Genomic DNA, 18,926 nt, shown 5'->3' on the forward strand with positions numbered 1-18,926 from the left:
GATCGTCATCGACGTGGGCGAGTTCCAGGCAGGTCAGGCAGGGTCCGCGGCCGGGTTCGACGAGCGGCCCCACCCGCGCGGCGCTGTCACTGAAGACCACCGGCAGGTGCGGAATATCGCGGCGCAGCCAGTGCCCGTGGCGTTCAGGAGAGAAGACGTACTGCCCGATCAACACGGCCAGCTCCGGGTCGTTGTCGGGTGATGGCTCTTCGATTCCGAGGTTGGCCAGCAGCACGCGCAGCCGGATCGCGGTTGGTCCGTGGCCGTCAACCAGCACGGTGCGGGGCAGCGGGGTGACCGGTGCCGGCGCATCGTCTGGCACGTACAACAGGGCCGGTTCGAGCAAGTCGAGCAAATGCGTTACCTCGACAACGGATGCCCCGGCGGCAGTTCCGAGGAGCATCGCACCCGATCGATGTACCCCCGCAGAAAGTGCTGACAGCACGGCCTCGTGCGCGGGCGTCAACCCGCCGATCGTGACAATGGCGCGGTCGATGCCGAGCTGCACGCAATTCGGTGTACGCCACACCAGCGGATACCGCGGATTCAGTCTCAGGGCCATGCCGACATGATGACGCGTCTGGTGGTCGCGCGTAAAAGTTATCCACAGGTACGGGAGTGCGGGCGCGCTTCCACCGAATAGTGGGATTCGGCGATCGCTCGGCCAGCATCGTCAGGCCGCTTTAATAGTGGATGATCACCCGACCGTCGATCTTGCCGTGCTTCATCTCCCCAAGCACCTCGTTGACCTCGTCGATGCGGCGCTCCGAGACCGTCGGGTGAATCTAGCCGCGCGCGTAGAGCTGCAGGGCTTTTCTATGTCTTGGCGGGTGTACACAAGGTAGCCGCCGTTCTGCTCGGCGAGGCGGAGGAAAAGCGCCGCTACTCCTCGTGCGGGCGCTCGGCGCCGTCGTCACGCAGCAGGTCTTCGAGGGCCTGGTCGACGTCGTCGAGCACCTCGGGTTCCCCGCGGGCAACGCTGGTCAGCCGAATGATCAGTGGCTGGGGATCGTCGATGTCCTCCGAAGTGGGCAACAGATCGGGGTGCGACCAGAGCGCGTCGCGCGCCTCGTTGCCGACGGCATCCGTCACGGCCTGCCACATCGCTGCTGCCTCCCGTAGCCGGCGCGGACGCAGTTCGAGACCGACCAGGGTCGCGAAAGCGGACTCAGCCGGACCGCCTGAAGCCCGGCGGCGTTTGACCGTCTCGGCGATCGCATCCGCTTTGGGAAGTCGAACGGTGGCGCGAGCGGTGACGACGTCGACCCAGCCCTCGACTAGGGCGAGCATCGTTTCGAGGCGGAACAGGGCCGCGAGCTGTGACTCGGACTTTTGCTGAATAAGCGAACCGTCGACCATGGCCTGGCGCAGGTCTTCGGGGTTGGACGGATCGAAACTTCCGGCCAGTTCTTCGAGCCGGCTGGAGTCGATGCTGATGCCGCGCGCATAGGCGGTGACCGCGCTGGTCAGGTGCAGGCGCAGCCAGCGGGCGTGGCGGAACAATCGGGCGTGGGCTACCTCGCGCACGGCGAGGTAGATTTGCACCTGGTCGGGCGGAACGTCGAGGCCAGCGCCGAAGTCGGCAACGTTCTGGGGGAGCAGGGCGGCCTGCTGCTCACCGAGCAGCGGAATGCCGACATCGCCGCCGCTGACAACCTCGCTGGCCAGCTGGCCGACGACTTGGCCGAGTTGCATGGCGAACAGGGTGCCGCCGATGCTGCGCACGAGCTGGCTCGCATTGGCGACCATGCCCTGCATCTCTTCGGGAACCTGTTCGGCGAAGACCCGGGTAAGGGAATCGGAGATGCTCGTGGCGACCGGTTCGGCGAGCTGGGTCCAGAGCGGCATGGTCGCGGTGACCCACTCGCGGCGGGTCATTAGGCGCGGTTCGACGGTGAGTTCGGCCACACTGATGATGTCATCGAGCCAGAGAGCCGCGATGTGAAAAGCTTGGCGCAGCTGAGCCTGCTGTTCATTGGTCGCACTGAGCTGGCCAGTGGCCGCTCGCTGTTCACCCTGCGTGAGCGCAATCTTCCAGTCAACGCCGGTGCCCTGGGAGTTCATCGCGCCCTGCAACTGCTGCATGAGCGCGGCGACGCTGGCCGGGTCGTTGGGCAGGCCGGCAGCGCCGGCGAGCTGGCTCGGGTCGATGCCGCTCTTGCCGCTCAGAATGTCGCGTAGCATGTCACGAAACTCGTCACCGTCGTCATGAGCGTTGGGTTCGCCGGGATTTTTGTCGTTCGGGGGTAGGGAGTCGTCGGCCACTTCAGGCCCCTCTCAGTTGCATACTTCTACGCTAGTGCGAGTAGCCCGCTCGGGGCTGGGAAACATCCTAGGCTGTAGGGCTTGCTGTGCGCCCGTCGCGAACACGACCAGCAACCTCGCACAAATCAACACTCAAAGGATCACGATGGCGCTATTCACCGATGCATCGGCACCTCGACGTGCCCGGCGCTCCGGCCCGTCCTTCGGCTGGACGGCGCTGCTGATCGCCCTCGTCGCCGGAGTGATTCTAGGCATCATGCCGGCGCCGTACGTCATCGAGAAGCCGGGTCCAGTGCTCAACACCCTCGGCACCGCCACCTACGACGACGTCGAAACCGCTCTCATCACCATCCCCGACGAGACCGTCTACCCGACCGGCGGAACCCTCGATCTGCTCACCGTGTCGCTGTTCGGCAACAGGGAAGACCGCCCGAGCTGGCTCGCCGTGGCCGGCGCCTGGCTCGACCCGAGCGAGGCAGTACTCCCCATTGACCAGGTTTTTCCCGACAATGTCAGCACCGAGCAGCGCGACGCTCGCAGCAGCGCCGACATGATCAATTCCCAACAGGATGCCATCGCCGCCGCACTCACTCATCTCGGCTACGACTACCCCACGACGGTGTCTGTGGTGAGCCTGCCCGAAGGTTCTGCGGCCGCGGGATTGATCGAACCCGACGATAAAGTGACCGCAGTGAACGGTACCCCGGTGGCCAACGTCGCCGAACTGCGTGCCGCGTTACAGGTCAACGGCGCCGAGGCCGCGGCGAGCGTCGACGTTGTGCGGGGCGGCGTCGCGCGGACCGTCGAGGTCACTCCGATCGACAACGACGGCACGATCGTGGCCGGCATCAACGTGTCGGTCGCCTACGATTTTCCGTTCGAGGTTCAGATTCAGCTCGACAAGGTCGGTGGCCCGAGCGCCGGCATGATGTTTGCCCTCGGCATCATCGACAAGCTCACTCCAGGCGAGCTGCAGGGCGGCGAGAACGTCGCCGGCACCGGAACCATCGACCAGTCCGGCGCCATCGGCCCGATCGGCGGCATCCAGCAAAAGCTCTATGGCGCGCTCGAGAGCGGCGCGACCTGGTTTCTCGCCCCCGCGGAGAATTGTGACGAGGTAACCGGCAATATCCCCGACGGCCTGACCGTGTTCTCGGTCGCCACCCTCGACGAAGCGCTCAACGCCCTCGACGCGATCAAGACCGGCGCCGACACGAGCGACCTGCCGAGCTGCCCGGCCAGTTGAGCCTCGGCCAACGCGCAGTAGTGATGACTCTCTCAGGGCCGCCAAAGTATGATGGTGGCAAACCCTGATCACGCAGCAAGTGATCACCCTGTATCTAATAACTGAGCGCAAGAGGCCAATTCGTGACTTCATCATCAGCCGACAACGCCCCACGGCGTAGTCGAGCCCCGCTAGCAATTACCGCAGCCATTATCGCGGGGTTGGTGATCCTGTTCTTTATCTTCGCCGGACTGTATACCGATGTGCTGTGGTTCGACCAGCTGGGGTTCGTCAACGTGCTGACCACCCAATGGATCGCCGGTACCGTTCTGTTCATGATCGGCTTCGTCGCGATGGCCGTTCCGGTCTGGGTGAGTATTCAGCTGGCCTACCGCCTGCGCCCGGTCTACGCGAAGCTCAACTCGCAACTTGATCGCTACCAGCAGGTCATCGAGCCGCTGCGTCGCCTCGCGATGTACGGCATTCCGGCCCTCCTCGGGCTGTTTGCCGGTGTGGCCGCTGCCACCCGCTGGCAGACCGTGCTGATGTGGCTCAACCGCACCGAAACCGGGCGGGTTGACCCGCAGTTCAACTTCGACATCTCCTTTTATCTGATGGACCTGCCGTTTTACCAGTCCGTGCTCGCCTTCGCATCGGCTGTGGTGCTGATTTCGGCGCTCGTTTCGGTCGCGACCAGCTACCTGTACGGGTCCATTCGGGTGTCCGGGCGTGAGGTGCTCATCTCTAAGGCCGCGCGCGTGCAGATTGCTGTCACGGCCGCCATCTACCTGCTGCTGCAGGCCGTGAGTATCTGGTTCGACCAGTACTCCACCCTGACCAACAACAACGCACTGATCACCGGTGCCGGTTATACCGACGTCAACGCGACTATTCCCGGCCGAGCGATCCTCGCCGGCATCGCCGCCGTCGTCGCTCTGCTCTTCATTCTCACGGCCATCATCGGCCGCTGGCGCCTGCCGGTCATTGGTACCGCGCTTTTGATCGTGTCCAGCCTGCTGATCGGATCGCTCTACCCCTGGGTGGTAGAGCGCTTCCAAGTGGAGCCGAGCGCGAAGGCACTCGAGGAACCGTATATCGAGCGAAATATCGACCTCACGCGGGATGCCTACGATGTCGCAGACATCGAAGAGATCCCGTACAACGCGACGACCACCGCCGAGCCGGGCGCTCTGCGCGCCGACGCCGCGACCACCGCCAACATTCGTATTCTCGACCCGGCCCTGGTCAGCGACTCGTACCGTCAATTAGAACAGTTCCGCCAGTACTACCAGTTCCCCGACAACCTCGATGTTGACCGCTACGTGATCGACGGCGTGTCGCAGGATGCCGTCGTCGCCGTGCGTGACCTCAACATCGACGGACTGAACACCGGTAACACCTGGGTCAACTCGAAGACCGTCTACACCCACGGCTACGGAATGGTGGCCGCCTACGGCAACCAGCGTTCGGTCGACGGACAGCCGGTGTTCCTCGAATCCGGCATTCCCACCAGCGGCGCGCTCGGCGACTTCGAACCGCGGATCTACTTCGGCGAGACTTCACCCGAATATTCCATCGTCGGTGACGAAGAGGGGGCCAATCCGATCGAGCTCGACTATCCGTCGGGTGAAGAGGGTGCTGGCCAGACCTACACAACGTTCTCGGGAGACGGTGGGCCGAAACTGGACAACGCGTTCAAGAAACTCATCTACGCCCTGAAATTCCAGTCGGAGCAGATCTTCCTGGCCGCCTCGGTCAACGACAAGTCGGAGATTCTCTACGACCGCGACCCGGTCACCCGCGTGCAGAAAGTCGCGCCGTACCTGACGCTCGACTCCGAGGCCTATCCTTCCGTCGTTGACAATCGGGTCATGTGGATCGTTGACGGCTACACCACTTCGGCGGACTACCCGTACTCCACCCCGGTCAGCCTGAGTGAGGCCATCGCCGATACGCAGACACCGGCGCAGCCGTATGCGCTCGACAGCATCAACTACATGCGCAACTCGGTCAAGGCCACCGTCGACGCCTACAGCGGCGAGGTCACCCTCTACGCTTGGGACGACGAGGACCCGCTGCTGCAGACCTGGCAGAAGATCTTTCCGTCGTCACTCAAACCCATGAGCGAGATGAGCGGCGACCTGATGAGCCACGTGCGCTACCCGGCCGACCTGTTCAAGGTGCAGCGCTCCATTCTCGGTCAGTATCACGTGACCGACCCGGGTTCCTTCTACTCCAAGGACGACGCCTGGATCTCGCCCAACGACCCGGACTCGCCCGCCACCGACCCGACCCTGCAGCCGCCGTACTACCTCACCATGCAGGTACCGGGGTCGGATAAACCGTCGTTCTCGCTGTACACGACCTTCCAGCCGGAAGCAACCGGCGAATCCAGCCGAAACGTGCTTTATGGCTATCTCGCCGTAGACGCCGACGCAGGAGCGGAAGACGGGGTGCGCGCCGACGGGTACGGTCAGCTCAGGCTGCTGAACCTGCCCAAGGACGGTACCGTTCCTGGCCCCGGCCAGGTGCAGAACGTGTTCAACGCTGACCCGACGGTCTCCACCGAACTCAACCTGCTGCGACAGGGCTCATCGACCGTGCTGAACGGTAACCTGCTGACCCTGCCGGTCGGTGGCGGACTGCTCTACGTGCAGCCGGTCTACGTGCAGTCCACCGGTGAGACCAGCTACCCACTGCTGCAAAAGGTGCTCGTCGCCTTCGGTGACCAGATCGCGTTCGAGGACACCCTTGACGGCGCCCTCGACGTGCTGTTCGGTGGTGACTCGGGTGCCACGGCCGGCGACACCGATGTGCCCGAGGATGCCACCACGAACAATGGCGGCCCGGCCGACCCGAGCACCGACGGGTCAACCGATGGCAGCACCGACGTACCGGCCGGTTCGACCGGTGATGCCGCAACGGATGCCGAGCTCAAGTCCCTGCTCGCCGTCGCCAAGACGGCGCTCGCGGAGAAGGCAGCCGCACTCGCCGATGGTAACTTCGCCGACTACGGCACCGCCGACGCGAAGCTCGAAGACACGATCGCGAGCATGCTCGCCCTGCTCGGCGAGTAGCCCGACCGCACGACGACTGCCGCAAGCCCTCACTCTCTCGGGTGAGGGCTTGCGGCATTTCCGGACTCCAACCATCCTGTAGCTGCAGGGCCCTAAATCGGCCAGATTGCAATTATTCAACGATGGCGTTCAACGATGGCGAAAAATCAACGGGGTGTCGACCTCGAAGTTGGCCGCGCGAATGTTCATTACCAGGGAGTGCGCCCGTCAAGTTATTGAGACAATCTGATTGATTTTTCTTCTACGCCGCGATCGTGTGGCGGTGCTGCCGGCTTACTCTGGTGCTCGCGCGTGGTTCGGTCCGCACCCGAGAAGCGAGGTGGGGGTGGACGGTTATTGGCGCGGTGCACAGAGGGCCCGCTGAGCTCCATTGCCAACCGTTGCCAAAGGGGGCTTGCGGCCATTGTGGTCGCGGGTGTTTGATACCAGAAGAGAAGCGTAATTCGGTGCTCAATGGGTGATATCAACCCAATGTGGTCGACCGGGCTTTCGGGGTGTGCTAAATTTGTACTTGTAGCGCGGGGTGGAGCAGTTCGGTAGCTCGCTGGGCTCATAACCCAGAGGTCGTAGGTTCAAATCCTGCCCCCGCAACGAATGCCCCCGAAACCCTTGGTTTCGGGGGCTTTTTTGTACCCGCTGTGGCTACGTCTGTACAAGGCGCCCACCGCCCTCCCGCTGATCGAGCCGGTCTAGATCGCCATTGACCGACGCGCGAAATCAGGGCGACCCGGCCATCCCGCATCCGCTCTGAAATATCTAATTGTGAATATGTCATGACATTAAGCGCAGAGGGCGCTACTGTGGAGGAACGGCGATAAGCCGACCACTACTAGTACAGAAAGTTGTACATCGACGTATGACGACTTCACCGCGAACCCCCCACGATGTGCTGACCATAGGTCGCGTCGGCGTTGATATTTATCCGTTGCAGGATGGTGTCGGCCTCGAAGACGTGTCAACGTTCGGCAAGTATCTCGGTGGCAGCGCGACCAACGTCGCCGTCGCCGTCGCACGCCACGGATTGAACTCGGCGGTAATCACCCGCACCGGTAACGACCCCTTCGGCAACTACGTGCACCAAGAGCTCGTGCGCCTGGGCGTCAGCGACGAATTCGTCTCTGGGGTTGCCAACCTCAACACCCCCGTAGTGTTCTGCGAGATCTTTCCGCCCGACGACTTTCCCCTGTACTTCTATCGAGCGCCCAAAGCGCCCGATCTGGTCATTCATGCCGACGAGCTCGACCTGACCGCCATCGCGAATGCCCGCATCTACTGGTCGACCGTGACCGGTCTCAGCGAAGAGCCCAGCCGATCCGCTCATTTCGCAGCCTGGGAAGCCCGGGGACGCAGCCCGCTGACTATTCTCGATCTAGACTATCGGCCCATGTTCTGGGCCTCGCCCGCAGAGGCGAGCGCCCAGGTAGCCCTGGCCCTCGGCCACGTCACGGTCGCTGTCGGCAACAAAGAGGAGTGCGAAGTCGCCGTTGGCGAGACCGACCCGCTGCGCGCCGCCGACGCGCTGTTGGAGCGTGGCATCGAACTGGCCATCGTCAAGCAGGGGCCTAAGGGCGTGCTCGCAAAAACTCGCACCGAAACCGTCGAGGTACCGCCGTACTTCGTCGACGTGGTCAACGGCCTCGGCGCCGGCGACAGCTTCGGCGGGGCGCTCTGCTACGGCCTGCTACAGGACTGGCCGCTCCGCCGTATCCTGCAATTCGCCAACGTGGCCGGCGCCATCGTCGCCGGCCGCCGCGAATGCTCCACTGCCATGCCCACAACCAGTGAGGTTGAAGAGATAATGAAGGGACTGCCGGCATGACCAGGCTTGACTTCGACGCGCTGCGCGACGCCCGTGCGGCGCACCCCGAGCGCATCGGTGAGATTCTGGCCGGCCGTACCCGGCGTGAGCTGATTCGTGGTGATGGCCGGCTGTTCATCGTGGCCGCCGACCACCGCGCTCGTGGCGCCCTGGGCGTGCGCAAGGACGCCAACGCCATGGCCAACCGCTACGCCCTGCTCGAGAGCCTAGCGACAGCTCTGCGCCGCCCGGGCGTCGACGGCGTGCTGGGCACCCCCGACATCATCGACGACCTGGCCCTGCTCGGGCTGCTCGACGACAAGGTCGTGGTCGGGTCGATGAACCGTGGCGGGCTCTGGGGCTCCTCCTTCGAGATGGACGATCGCTACACCGCCTACGACATCGACAAAATCAAGCGCGACCGTCTCGACTTCGCCAAGAATCTCGTGCGCATCAACCTCGAAGATGCCGGCTCGCTCGCTACCCTCGAGGCCACAGCGCTGGCCGTGAGCGAAGCGGCTGCGGCCGGCATCCCGATTATGCTGGAGCCGTTCATGAGCTCCTGGGTCGACGGTCGCGTCAAGAACGACCTCACGGCGGATGCCGTCATCCTCTCGATCGCCATCGCCGAGGGCTTGGGCAACTCCAGTGCCTACTCGTGGCTGAAGCTGCCGGTCGTTGCCGACATGGCTCGCGTCATGGCGGCGACCACCCTGCCGACCCTGCTCCTTGGCGGTGACCCGGTCGGCGATCAGACCGAAACCTTCGAATCCTGGCGCAACGCCCTCGAGCTTCCCGGCGTGCGCGGCCTCGTCGTGGGCCGCAGCCTGCTCTACCCGAGCGACGGCAACGTCCAAACAGCCATCGATACCGCCGCCGAACTCGTGCACGGCGCCTAAGAACTCTCATCCACTCTCGTACAGAAGGAAAGCAACCATGCCCGCAACAGCCACGGATTTAGCCACCGCCCCGCACTGGATCGACGGAAAGGAACAGCCGGGAACCTCCGGCCGTATTGCGCCGGTCTTTGATCCAGCCCTGGGAACGGTGAGCAAGACTGTGTCGCTCGCTGACCAAGCCGAAATAGCGACCGCCATCGCCAGCGCCAAGGCTGCCTTCCCAGCCTGGCGCGACCTGTCCATGGCCAAGCGCCAGCAGGTTCTGTTCAGCTTTCGCGAACTGCTGAACGCCCGCAAGGGCGAGCTGGCCGAGATCATCACGAGCGAGCACGGCAAGGTACTCTCCGACGCGCTCGGTGAGATCTCCCGCGGCCAGGAAGTCGTGGAATTTGCTTGCGGCATTCCGCACCTGCTCAAGGGCGACTACTCCGAAAACGTCTCCACCGGCGTCGACGTGTACTCTACCCGCCAGGCGCTCGGCGTCGTCGCTGTGATCAGCCCGTTCAACTTTCCGGCCATGGTGCCCATGTGGTTCTTTCCGCTCGCTCTCGCGGCCGGTAACTCGGTGATCCTCAAGCCGAGCGAGAAAGACCCGAGCGCGGCCATCTGGATGGCCAAGCTGCTCCAGGAAGCCGGCCTCCCCGACGGCGTCTTCACCGTGCTGCAGGGTGATAAAGAATCAGTTGACGGCCTGCTTGAGCACCCCGACGTGAAGGCCATCTCCTTCGTGGGCTCGACCCCGATCGCCCAGTACGTCTACGAGACCGGCACCCGCCACGGCAAGCGCATCCAAGCCCTCGGCGGAGCCAAGAACCACATGCTCGTACTGCCCGACGCCGACCTTGACCTCGTCGCCGACTCCGCCATCAACGCGGGTTTCGGCAGTGCGGGGGAGCGCTGCATGGCCATCAGCGTGATCGTCGCCGTTGAACCCGTTGCCGACGTGCTGATCGAAAAGATCGTCACCCGCATGAACACCCTGACCGTAGGCGACGGCCGTCGCTCCTGCGACATGGGTCCGCTCGTGACCGAGGTACACCGCGACAAGGTCGCGAGCTACATCGACATCGCCAAGGATGACGGTGCCAATATCGTCGTCGACGGCCGCGGCATCGAGGTGGACGGCGACCCGAACGGGTTCTGGCTCGGCCCGACCCTGATCGATGCACTGCCGGTGACGTCGAAGGCATACACCGAAGAGATCTTCGGACCGGTACTTTCGGTGGTACGGGTGGCGAGCTTCGAGGAGGGCGTCGACCTGATCAACTCCGGTGCCTTCGGCAACGGAACCGCCATCTTCACCAACGACGGCGGCGCGGCTCGCCGTTTTCAGAACGAGATCGAGGTGGGCATGATCGGCATCAACGTACCGATCCCGGTGCCTGTGTCGTACTTCTCCTTCGGCGGCTGGAAGAACTCTCTGTTCGGCGACACCAAGGCGCACGGCGTCGAGGGTGTGCACTTCTTCACGCGCGGCAAGGCCATCACCAGTCGTTGGCTCGACCCGAGCCACGGCGGCATCAACCTCGGCTTCCCCGAGAACAACTAACGATGACAACGCCATCCGCAGGCTGGTTCTACGCGCGGGGCTCCCTCGAACGCGACGGCTGGGAAACCGTCGTCGACCGGGCTATCAGTGGATGGCGCTATACCGGCATCCGCGTCGCGGCCCTCGAGGTGGAAGACTCCGTGTTACTCGCCGCAGAAGCGGTCGAACGCATCGTGGTTCCCCTGAGCGGATCGTTCACGGTGCGCTACACGCTCGTGGGAGAGACCGAGGCGCGCGTGCAGGTGCTCGCGGGGCGAGCATCCGTTTTTCACGGACCCACCGACACGCTTTACCTGCCCACCGGCACCGCGCTCTCGATCGAGGGTGCCGGCCGGGTGGCGGTGGCCGAGGCGCCGACCGACCAGGCGTTTCCGGTGGCCTACATTCCGATAGCGGATGTCCCAATCGAGCTGCGCGGGGCGGGGCGCTCGAGCCGCCAGGTACACAACTTCGGCACGCCGGCGAGCCTCGCGGCCGACCGGTTGATCGTGTGTGAAGTGATCACCCCGGCCGAGAACTGGTCGAGTTACCCGCCGCACAAGCACGACGAATACCGGGACGGTGTGGAGTCGAAGCTCGAGGAGATCTACTACTTCGAAAGCAGCGTCACGCGCGGCCAGCCCGTGCCGGACACGGCGAGCCCGTTCGGCCTGATGCGTACCTACTCATCCGAGGCTGGCACGATCGACATTATGGCGGAGGTGCACACCGGCGATGTCGCGCTGGTGCCCTTCGGCTGGCATGGCCCCTGCGTCGCAGCCCCCGGCTACGACCTCTACTACCTCAACGTGATGGCCGGGCCGGATCCCGACCGTTCGTGGCGCATCAGCGATGATCCGGCGCACGGCTGGATCCGGGATACCTGGGTGGGTCAGGAATTCGATTCCCGACTTCCGTACACTTCTTAACTTCACCGCAGCACCCCGAAAGGACACAGCGTAGTGACTACCCGTCGCATGACAGTCAGCCAGGCACTCATCGAGTTTCTGGCCCACCAGTACACGGTCGATGGCGAGGTGCGTGAGCGCACGATCGTAGGCACGTTCGGCATCTTCGGCCACGGAAACGTCGCCGGAATCGGCCAGGCCCTCAAGCAGCTCTCGGTTGAAGACCCCACCCTGATGCCGTATCACCAGGCGCGCAACGAGCAGGGAATGGTGCACGAATCCATCGCCTACTCGCGCATGACCCGTCGCCGGTCCACCTTCGCCTGCGCGGCATCCGTCGGCCCCGGTGCTACTAACATGCTGACCGGTGCGGCCGTCGCGACGACCAACCGCCTCCCCGTCCTTCTGCTGCCCTCCGACACCTTTGCCACCCGCGTCTCCGACCCGGTGCTGCAGCAGCTCGAGCTTCCGCACGATGCGAGCATGAGCGTCAACGACGCCTTCAAGCCGCTCTCGCGCTTCTTCGACCGGGTGAATCGCCCCGAGCAGCTGTTCTCGGCCGCCCTCGGCGCCCTGCGAGTACTCACCGATCTGGTCGAGACCGGCGCCGTGACTATTTCCCTGCCGGAAGACGTGCAAGCCGAGGCCGTTGACGTGCCGGCGGAATTTCTCGCCGACCGCGAATGGCATATCCGTCGCCCCCGCCCCGACCGCGGCGTCATCGCCGAGGTCGCCCGCGCGATTTCCCGGGCCCAGCGCCCGATGATCGTCGCTGGCGGCGGCGTGATCTACTCCGATGCCACCGCGGCCCTGCGCGAATTCGTTGAAGATACCGGTATTCCGGTGGGCATGTCGCAGGCAGGCGTCGGTTCGCTCAGCTGGGACCACGCCCAGAACCTCGGTTCGGTCGGAGCTACCGGAACCACCGCCGCCAACCGCGCTGCCGCCCAGGCTGATCTGATCATCGGTATCGGTACGCGCTACAGCGATTTCACCGCCGCGAGCCGCACGGCCTTTCAGAACGCCAACGTGCGCTTCATCAACATCAACATTGCCTCCTTCGACGCGTTCAAGCACGGCAGCGCCATTCCGGTTGTAGCGGATGCCCGCGAGTCGCTGCTCGAGCTCACTTCAGCCCTGACGGGCTTCCATGTTTCGGCCGACTTCGAGTCGGACTACACGCGCCAGAAGGTCACCTGGGATACTGCTGTCGACGAGTCCTTCGTGGACCGCCGTCGGTCCCTTCCGAGTCAGTCGGAGATCATCGGTGCCGTACAGCAGGCCTCCGACCCCCGCGACGTCGTCGTCTGTGCGGCCGGCTCGCTTCCGGGGGACCTGCACAAGCTGTGGCGCGTGCGCGACGACCTCGGCTACCACGTGGAATATGCCTTCTCCTGTATGGGCTACGAGATCGCCGGCGGCATCGGGGTGGCTCGGGCCGACACGACCCGCGATTCCATCGTGATGGTCGGCGACGGGTCATATCTCATGATGCACTCCGAGATCGTCTCGGCTGTTGCCGAGGGCATCAAGTTCATCATCGTGCTGATCCAGAACCACGGCTACGCCTCGATCGGACACCTCAGCGAGGACGTCGGATCGCAACGCTACGGAACCCTCTATCGCTATCAGGACAAGGCGGGTAACAACTTCGAGCAGGGTGAGATTCTGCCGATCGACCTGGCCGCGAACGCCGCCAGCTACGGCCTGGACGTTATTTCCATCGAACCCAGTGCCAACGCGATCGCCGATCTCTCAGCCGCGATGAAGACCGCCAAGGCTTCGACCCGCGCCACCATGATCCACATCAACAACGACCCCAGGCTTTATGCACCCGATGGCGAAGGCTGGTGGGACGTACCCGTCGCCGCCGTCTCCTCCCTGCCAAGTACGCAGCAGGCCCGCACCGAATATCTTGCCCACCGGTCCCGCCAGAAGCCGCTCCTCGGCAACGGCGCCCTCGAAAGGAACAACTAGTCATGTCGGAATCCCAGATTCGCATCGGCACCGCTCCCGACTCGTGGGGCGTATGGTTTCCGAACGACCCGAAGCAGATTCCGTGGGAACGCTTTCTCGATGAGGTGCAGGCGGCCGGCTACCACTGGCTGGAACTCGGCCCGTTCGGCTACCTCCCCACCGATCCGGCGCAGCTCGCCGATGAGCTGGCTAAGAGAGATTTGAAGCTGTCGGCTGGAACCGTCTTCACCGGTTTTCACAAGGGTGAAGACCAATGGAAGCGGGCCTGGGACCAGGCGCTCGACGTTGCCGGGCTGGTCTCGCAGCTGGGCGTCGAACACCTCGTTGTGATTCCGGACCTGTGGCGTTCCGATGCCACGGCCGAGGTGCTCGAATCGCGAAACCTCGATAGCGACCAGTGGAAGAAGCTCTCCGCCGGCCACGACAAGCTCGGCCAGGCCCTGCTTGAAGAGTATGGAATCAAGCAGCAGTTCCACTCGCACGCGGACAGCCACGTTGGCACCTACCGCGAGGTCGAACGCTTTCTTCAGGAGACCGACCAGGCCTTCACCAACCTGTGTCTCGACACCGGACACTTCGCGTACTACCTCGGTGACAACGTCAAGCTCATGACGGCCTACCCGGATCGCATCGGCTACCTGCACCTCAAGCAGGTAGAACCCAACATCTTGGCCGATGTGCTAAAAAACGACCTGCCGTTCGTCGAGGCCGTGGCGCTGGGAGTCATGACGGAACCGGGCTTCGAGGGCGTGCCGGAGCTGGCACCGATCATTGAAAAAGCTGCCGAAATCAACCCCGAGATGTTCGCCATCATCGAGCAGGACATGTACGGCTGCGCCATCGACTTTCCGTTCCCGATCGCCCAGCGCACTCGTGAGCACATCTTCAGCTGCACCCGGGCCGCGCGCATCCGCTAGCCCCGCAGTATCCGTTCTATGCCCACCCAAACGTTTCGAAGGAAAAATCATGCCTGATCTGAAAATTGCCGTCGTCGGTGCCGGCCTTATGGGGGCCGACCACGTCATCCGCATCACCGAGCGTATCGCCGGCGCTCGCGTCAGCGTTATCGTCGAACCCGATGAGAGTCGAGCTCAGGCCGCCCTCGCGCACGCTCCCGGTGCTATGCACTTCACAAAGCTGGAAGACGCCCTCGCTGCCGGTGTCGTCGATGCCGTACTGATCGCCACCCCGGGCCAGTTTCACGAGCCGGTCCTTTTTCCCGCCCTCGCGGCGGGCATCCCGATTCTGTGCGAGAAGCCGCTGACGCCAACTCCGGAGGCATCACTGCGCATCCTCGAAGCGGAGCAGGCGGCCGGTGCTGTAGTTGGTCACAAGCTGATCCAGGTGGGCTTCATGCGTCGGTTCGACGCGGAGTACATTGAGCTGCGCGACTTGATCGTCGCCGGCACGGCGGGGGAGCTGCTGGCTCTCAACTGCGCTCACCGCAACGGGATGGTGCCCGACTCTTACACCAACAGCATGCTCATCGAAGACTCCGTCGTGCATGAGATCGACGTGGTGCGCTTTCTCACCGACTCGCCGATTGTCGCGATCGAGGTCAAGCACGGCAAGCGCAACACGCTCTCGCCCGATCACCTCAACGAACCAATCTTCGTGCTGCTGTACACGGAGAGCGGTGTGCTGGCCAATGTCGAGATGAACGTCAGCGTGCAATTCGGCTACCAAGTAAAGACCGAGGCCGTCTTCCAAAAGGGAATCGCCGAGATCGGCCGCACCGCCGGAATGACCCTGTGGCAGGACGGCCGTTACGGTGGAGTCGAGAACGCGAGCTTCAAAACCCGGTTCGCCGCCGCCTACGACAACCAGATCCAGCGCTGGGTAAACGCCACCAAACGCGGCGAGATCGACGGACCGAGCGCCTGGGACGGCTACCTCGCCTCCGCAGCCTGCGCGGCCGGCGTGACAGCCCTGACTACGAGCGAACTGGTCGACGTTGTGTACGTCGAGCGACCCGCCTTCTACAACTAGCCTTCACCTACCCGTTTTCGAAAGGCCACCGTGAAGATCGCACTCGACCCCACCCCGTTCCACCACTCGCACTCCCTGCTGGAGTTTCCCCGTCTCGCGGCTGACCTCGGCTATGAGTGGCTGCAGCTGACGCCGCACGCTGACTTCATCCCGTTCTTCAACCATCCGAAGGCGGACGACGACCTTGTTCAGGCGTTCAAAAAGGCGTGCACGGATGTCGGAGTGGGCGTGGCATCCGTTCTGCCGGTCTTGCGGTGGTCGGGTCCCGACGAAGATGCCAGGGAAGCGGCGGTGCGTTACTGGAAACGCGCCATCGAGATCACGGTCGAACTCGGGGTCGACACAATGAACACCGAGTTCAACGGTCGGCCTGAACTGGCGGAACAGTCGGAGCGGGCCTTCTATCGCTCGATGGAGGAGCTCGTTCCGACGATCGAGAAGGAAGGGATCCGGGTACTGATCGATCCGCATCCCGATGATTTCGTCGAAGACGGCCTTGCCGCGCTGCGCGTGATTCGCGGCATCAACTCGAAAAACTTCGGGTTTGTCTACGTGGCCTCGCACACGTTTCACTACGGCAATAGCCCACTCGAAATCATGCGCGCCGCCGGCGACAAGCTCGGCCTGGTGCATGTCTCCGACACCATGGATCACACGGCGTCGCACGGCCTGCGCTACATCACCAATCCGCCCGGCAATGCCGTGCGGGTGCACCAACACCTGAAAATCGGCGACGGCGACGTGAACTGGAGCGAATTCTTCGGTGGACTGAAGGAAATTGGATTCCTCGACCGTGCAGACACGGTCATGGTCTCAAGTGTCTTCGCCGAGGACGAAACCGCCGCCGCGACCGCTATCTACCAGCGCGAAGTGATGACGGATTCGATCGCCTAGATGCATGCGCCGGTTTAAAGGGAATCCGAGGAAGTCATGAATGGCAAATGTCCTTCACGCGCGCTGGTGAAACCATTGCTTTACCAAATGAATCTCTATCTTAAAACGGATGCATTATGATCGCGTGGGCCAGGTATCCCTATGACGAAACTCGTCTTCTGGTCACCGGCGCGGGGTCGGGGATTGGACGCGCGATTGCGCGGGCATTTCTCGAACAGGGCGCACGAGTACCTGTTGCGGGTCGCCGCGCGGAGGCGCTCCGCGAGACGGTGAAGGACTTCCCCTCCGACTGTTCCCTGATCATCGAGGGCGACATGGCGGTACGCGCCGATGTCGAAATGGCAGTGCGCGCCGCCACGGAGATCTGGGGCGGACTGGATACCGTTATTGCCAACGCCGGCCTGTGTGAGCCTGGAACCATTGACGAACTCACGAATGAATCGTGGGAGCGAATGCGGTCGATCAACATTGACGGAATGATCCACCTGGCTCGAGCCGCTGTACCGGCGCTGCGCAAGTCCCGTGGGTCGTTCACAGCGATCTCGTCAATCGCCGGCATGGGTGGTGACTGGCGACAGGTGGGCTACAACGCAACGAAAGGAGCTGTCAATGCCTTTGTGCAAAGCCTGGCACTCGATCTGGGTCGTGACGGTGTGCGAGTCAACGCCATTGCGCCGGCTTTCACATCGACTCAGCAGACGCAGGAACGACTGGATGACTCGGTTTTCTGGTCAGCGCTGCGCGACCGTCTGGCACTGGAACGACCCGCGACACCGAATGACATCGCCAGGGCCGCCTTGTTTCTGGCAAGTCCCGACGCCGCCTATATCACGGGTGTCATACTGCCCGTCGACGGCGGCACGACGGCTTCGAGTGGGACTCCACGCCCCCCCGACTACGGTTCGCTGGCCAACCGCAGCGTTCCTCTCACCCAAGTGTGATTGATCACGCCGTCACCCAACATTGTCGCGAAGGAGCGCCATGACAGAAAATCCGCAGCTACGAGTCGCCAGGCCCGGCTGTTCGCATCTCGAACTCAGTCTTTCTGAAGCAATTGATGATCCGGCCAGGTCGCTGGAAACAGAGACGGTCACTAAACAAGGCGGTGTTGGGCCGTTGGATTTCACGGTGGATTACGACCCGTTGTCCTACGCGGTGTATGACTACCCCTACGACACCTACAAGCGGCTGCGGGATGCCGCCCCCGTGTATTTCAATCGGGACCGGGAAATCTATGTTGTCTCCCGATACGACGACGTTCGTGCCGGCTTGGCCAACAATGTCCAGCTGGTCAACGGTCTCGGGAACGATATCGATGGAACACACGACTCCTATGGGGCCGGAATGCTCGTCGCCGAAGACCCTCCCCGCCACACGAACTTGCGGGCGGCCATTCGCCGTACCTTTGCAGCCCGCGAAATCTTGGCCAAAGAAGACGGCATTCGTGCGTTCACGCAGAGCCTTCTCGCCGACATGCAGGCCAAGGGTGGTGGCGATTTTGCCACCGATTTCGCCCTGCCCATGTCCATTGGTATGGGTATCTCCTTGCTCGGCTCACCGGCAGAGGACAACACCGCGTTCGTGGAACACCTGTGGCGGGCGATGGAACGAACGGTGGGCAAGTACGGCATCCCGGTTGACGCGGCGGTAGCGAATGGCGAAACCGAAGAGCTTCTAGCGCGTCGTTTCGCCCAACGTCGTGACGCAATCGCGGCTGGCGCCGAGACAACTGGCTCCGATGCGTACACCCAGATTTTGCTGGCCTCCCAGAAGGGGAAAGTACTTGAAGCTGAGCAGGACGGTTTAGCCCATCTCATCCTCTCTGCCGCCAGCGATGCCCCGGCAGCCCTGCTCACCAACCTGGTTTATGTCTTGGATAAATTTCCGCGCCTGCAAGGACATTTGCGCTCTCACCCAGAGTTGATCACAGCGTTTGTTGAGGAGACCTTACGTTACGAAACGCCGGGACAAAATGTGTCGCGACAAACCACGGAGCAGATCGTGATCGCCGGGGTCACGATTCCGGCCGATTCCCGAGTGATGTTTTTGCAGGGGTCAGCGAACCGGGACGAACGCGTGTATCCAGATCCGGACGTTTTCGACATCAGTCGGGAGTTCACGCCGAAGAACCGCATCATGTCGTTCGGTGAAGGTATTCACGCTTGTATGGGCGCGCCGTTCGCTCGCATGGCAGCAAAAATCATGGTCGAGGAGCTGCTGGCCGGACCTGATATTCGCATTGTCGGCTCCCCTGAACGCTGGGTGAAGCAGTTGGTGCGCGGATTCTCCGCTCTCCCTGTCGAATTCGCCGCGCCCGGCAGCGGCGTCGTCCATCAGCACTTCACTCTAGGAATTGGACGGTAAAC

General features: G+C 63.1%; 13 protein-coding genes and 1 tRNA gene. 13 read left to right on the plus strand and 1 reads right to left on the minus strand.

The annotated features are described in order from the left end of the window. Positions 1-882 precede the first annotated feature (882 nt). On the minus strand, positions 883-2,184 hold the full coding sequence (locus CXY73_RS11190; protein WP_104177785.1) for a zinc-dependent metalloprotease: 1,302 nt from the start codon (positions 2,182-2,184) through the stop codon (positions 883-885). A 226-nt stretch (positions 2,185-2,410) separates the two neighbouring features. Here CXY73_RS11190 and CXY73_RS11195 point away from each other — a divergent pair, with 226 nt between their 5' ends. The 13 genes from CXY73_RS11195 to CXY73_RS11255 all read left to right on the plus strand — a co-directional run bounded on the left by CXY73_RS11195 (position 2,411) and on the right by CXY73_RS11255 (position 18,924). After that, positions 2,411-3,511: a PDZ domain-containing protein gene (locus CXY73_RS11195; RefSeq protein WP_104177749.1), complete on the plus strand. Its 1,101-nt coding sequence runs from the start codon at positions 2,411-2,413 to the stop codon at positions 3,509-3,511. 122 nt (positions 3,512-3,633) lie between these two features. Beyond that, positions 3,634-6,567 carry a UPF0182 family protein gene (locus CXY73_RS11200; protein ID WP_199185349.1) on the plus strand — a complete coding sequence of 978 codons (2,934 nt, stop codon included), beginning with the start codon at positions 3,634-3,636 and terminating at the stop codon, positions 6,565-6,567. A 517-nt stretch (positions 6,568-7,084) separates the two neighbouring features. Further along, positions 7,085-7,158 (plus strand) — tRNA-Met (locus CXY73_RS11205). A 265-nt stretch (positions 7,159-7,423) separates the two neighbouring features. Then, positions 7,424-8,386 (plus strand): 5-dehydro-2-deoxygluconokinase, encoded by a 963-nt coding sequence (iolC, locus tag CXY73_RS11210; protein ID WP_104177750.1) that lies wholly within the window; start codon positions 7,424-7,426, stop codon positions 8,384-8,386. Then, complete coding sequence (locus CXY73_RS11215; protein ID WP_104135809.1) at positions 8,383-9,264, plus strand: deoxyribose-phosphate aldolase; 882 nt, start codon at positions 8,383-8,385, stop codon at positions 9,262-9,264. Before iolC ends, CXY73_RS11215 begins: the two co-directional genes overlap by 4 nt. A gap of 37 nt (positions 9,265-9,301) precedes the next feature. Next, positions 9,302-10,813, plus strand: a complete 1,512-nt coding sequence (locus CXY73_RS11220) for a CoA-acylating methylmalonate-semialdehyde dehydrogenase (protein WP_104177751.1) — start codon at positions 9,302-9,304, stop codon at positions 10,811-10,813. Positions 10,814-10,815: 2 nt separating this feature from the next. Next, a complete protein-coding gene (gene iolB / locus CXY73_RS11225) occupies positions 10,816-11,721 on the plus strand; it encodes a 5-deoxy-glucuronate isomerase (protein ID WP_104177752.1) in 906 nt (301 codons plus the stop codon). Positions 11,722-11,769: 48 nt separating this feature from the next. Continuing rightward, entirely contained in the window at positions 11,770-13,677 is a 1,908-nt protein-coding gene (gene iolD, locus CXY73_RS11230) for a 3D-(3,5/4)-trihydroxycyclohexane-1,2-dione acylhydrolase (decyclizing) (protein WP_104177753.1), read from the plus strand. Between the two features lie 2 nt (positions 13,678-13,679). Then, positions 13,680-14,594, plus strand: coding sequence for a sugar phosphate isomerase/epimerase (locus tag CXY73_RS11235; RefSeq protein ID WP_104177754.1), 915 nt, complete (start codon positions 13,680-13,682; stop codon positions 14,592-14,594). 46 nt (positions 14,595-14,640) lie between these two features. Beyond that, a complete protein-coding gene (locus tag CXY73_RS11240; protein WP_104135838.1) occupies positions 14,641-15,666 on the plus strand; it encodes a Gfo/Idh/MocA family protein in 1,026 nt (341 codons plus the stop codon). A 30-nt stretch (positions 15,667-15,696) separates the two neighbouring features. After that, positions 15,697-16,560: a sugar phosphate isomerase/epimerase gene (locus tag CXY73_RS11245; protein ID WP_104177755.1), complete on the plus strand. Its 864-nt coding sequence runs from the start codon at positions 15,697-15,699 to the stop codon at positions 16,558-16,560. A 116-nt stretch (positions 16,561-16,676) separates the two neighbouring features. After that, a complete protein-coding gene (locus CXY73_RS11250) occupies positions 16,677-17,501 on the plus strand; it encodes an SDR family NAD(P)-dependent oxidoreductase (RefSeq protein WP_104177756.1) in 825 nt (274 codons plus the stop codon). 40 nt (positions 17,502-17,541) lie between these two features. Then, positions 17,542-18,924 carry a cytochrome P450 gene (locus CXY73_RS11255; RefSeq protein WP_104177757.1) on the plus strand — a complete coding sequence of 461 codons (1,383 nt, stop codon included), beginning with the start codon at positions 17,542-17,544 and terminating at the stop codon, positions 18,922-18,924. Positions 18,925-18,926: the final 2 nt, after the last annotated feature.

It is taken from the genome of Cryobacterium sp. Y50 (genome assembly GCF_002929805.1).
GTDB lineage: Bacteria > Actinomycetota > Actinomycetes > Actinomycetales > Microbacteriaceae > Cryobacterium.

Coding starts and splice junctions, on each gene's coding strand:
- CXY73_RS11190 (WP_104177785.1), bottom strand. CDS start 2,184: ATGCTACGCGACATTCTGAGCGGCAAGAGCGGCATCGACCCGAGCCAG.
- CXY73_RS11195 (WP_104177749.1), top strand. CDS start 2,411: ATGGCGCTATTCACCGATGCATCGGCACCTCGACGTGCCCGGCGCTCC.
- iolC (WP_104177750.1), top strand. CDS start 7,424: ATGACGACTTCACCGCGAACCCCCCACGATGTGCTGACCATAGGTCGC.
- CXY73_RS11215 (WP_104135809.1), top strand. CDS start 8,383: ATGACCAGGCTTGACTTCGACGCGCTGCGCGACGCCCGTGCGGCGCAC.
- CXY73_RS11220 (WP_104177751.1), top strand. CDS start 9,302: ATGCCCGCAACAGCCACGGATTTAGCCACCGCCCCGCACTGGATCGAC.
- iolB (WP_104177752.1), top strand. CDS start 10,816: ATGACAACGCCATCCGCAGGCTGGTTCTACGCGCGGGGCTCCCTCGAA.
- iolD (WP_104177753.1), top strand. CDS start 11,770: ATGACAGTCAGCCAGGCACTCATCGAGTTTCTGGCCCACCAGTACACG.
- CXY73_RS11235 (WP_104177754.1), top strand. CDS start 13,680: ATGTCGGAATCCCAGATTCGCATCGGCACCGCTCCCGACTCGTGGGGC.
- CXY73_RS11250 (WP_104177756.1), top strand. CDS start 16,677: ATGATCGCGTGGGCCAGGTATCCCTATGACGAAACTCGTCTTCTGGTC.
- CXY73_RS11255 (WP_104177757.1), top strand. CDS start 17,542: ATGACAGAAAATCCGCAGCTACGAGTCGCCAGGCCCGGCTGTTCGCAT.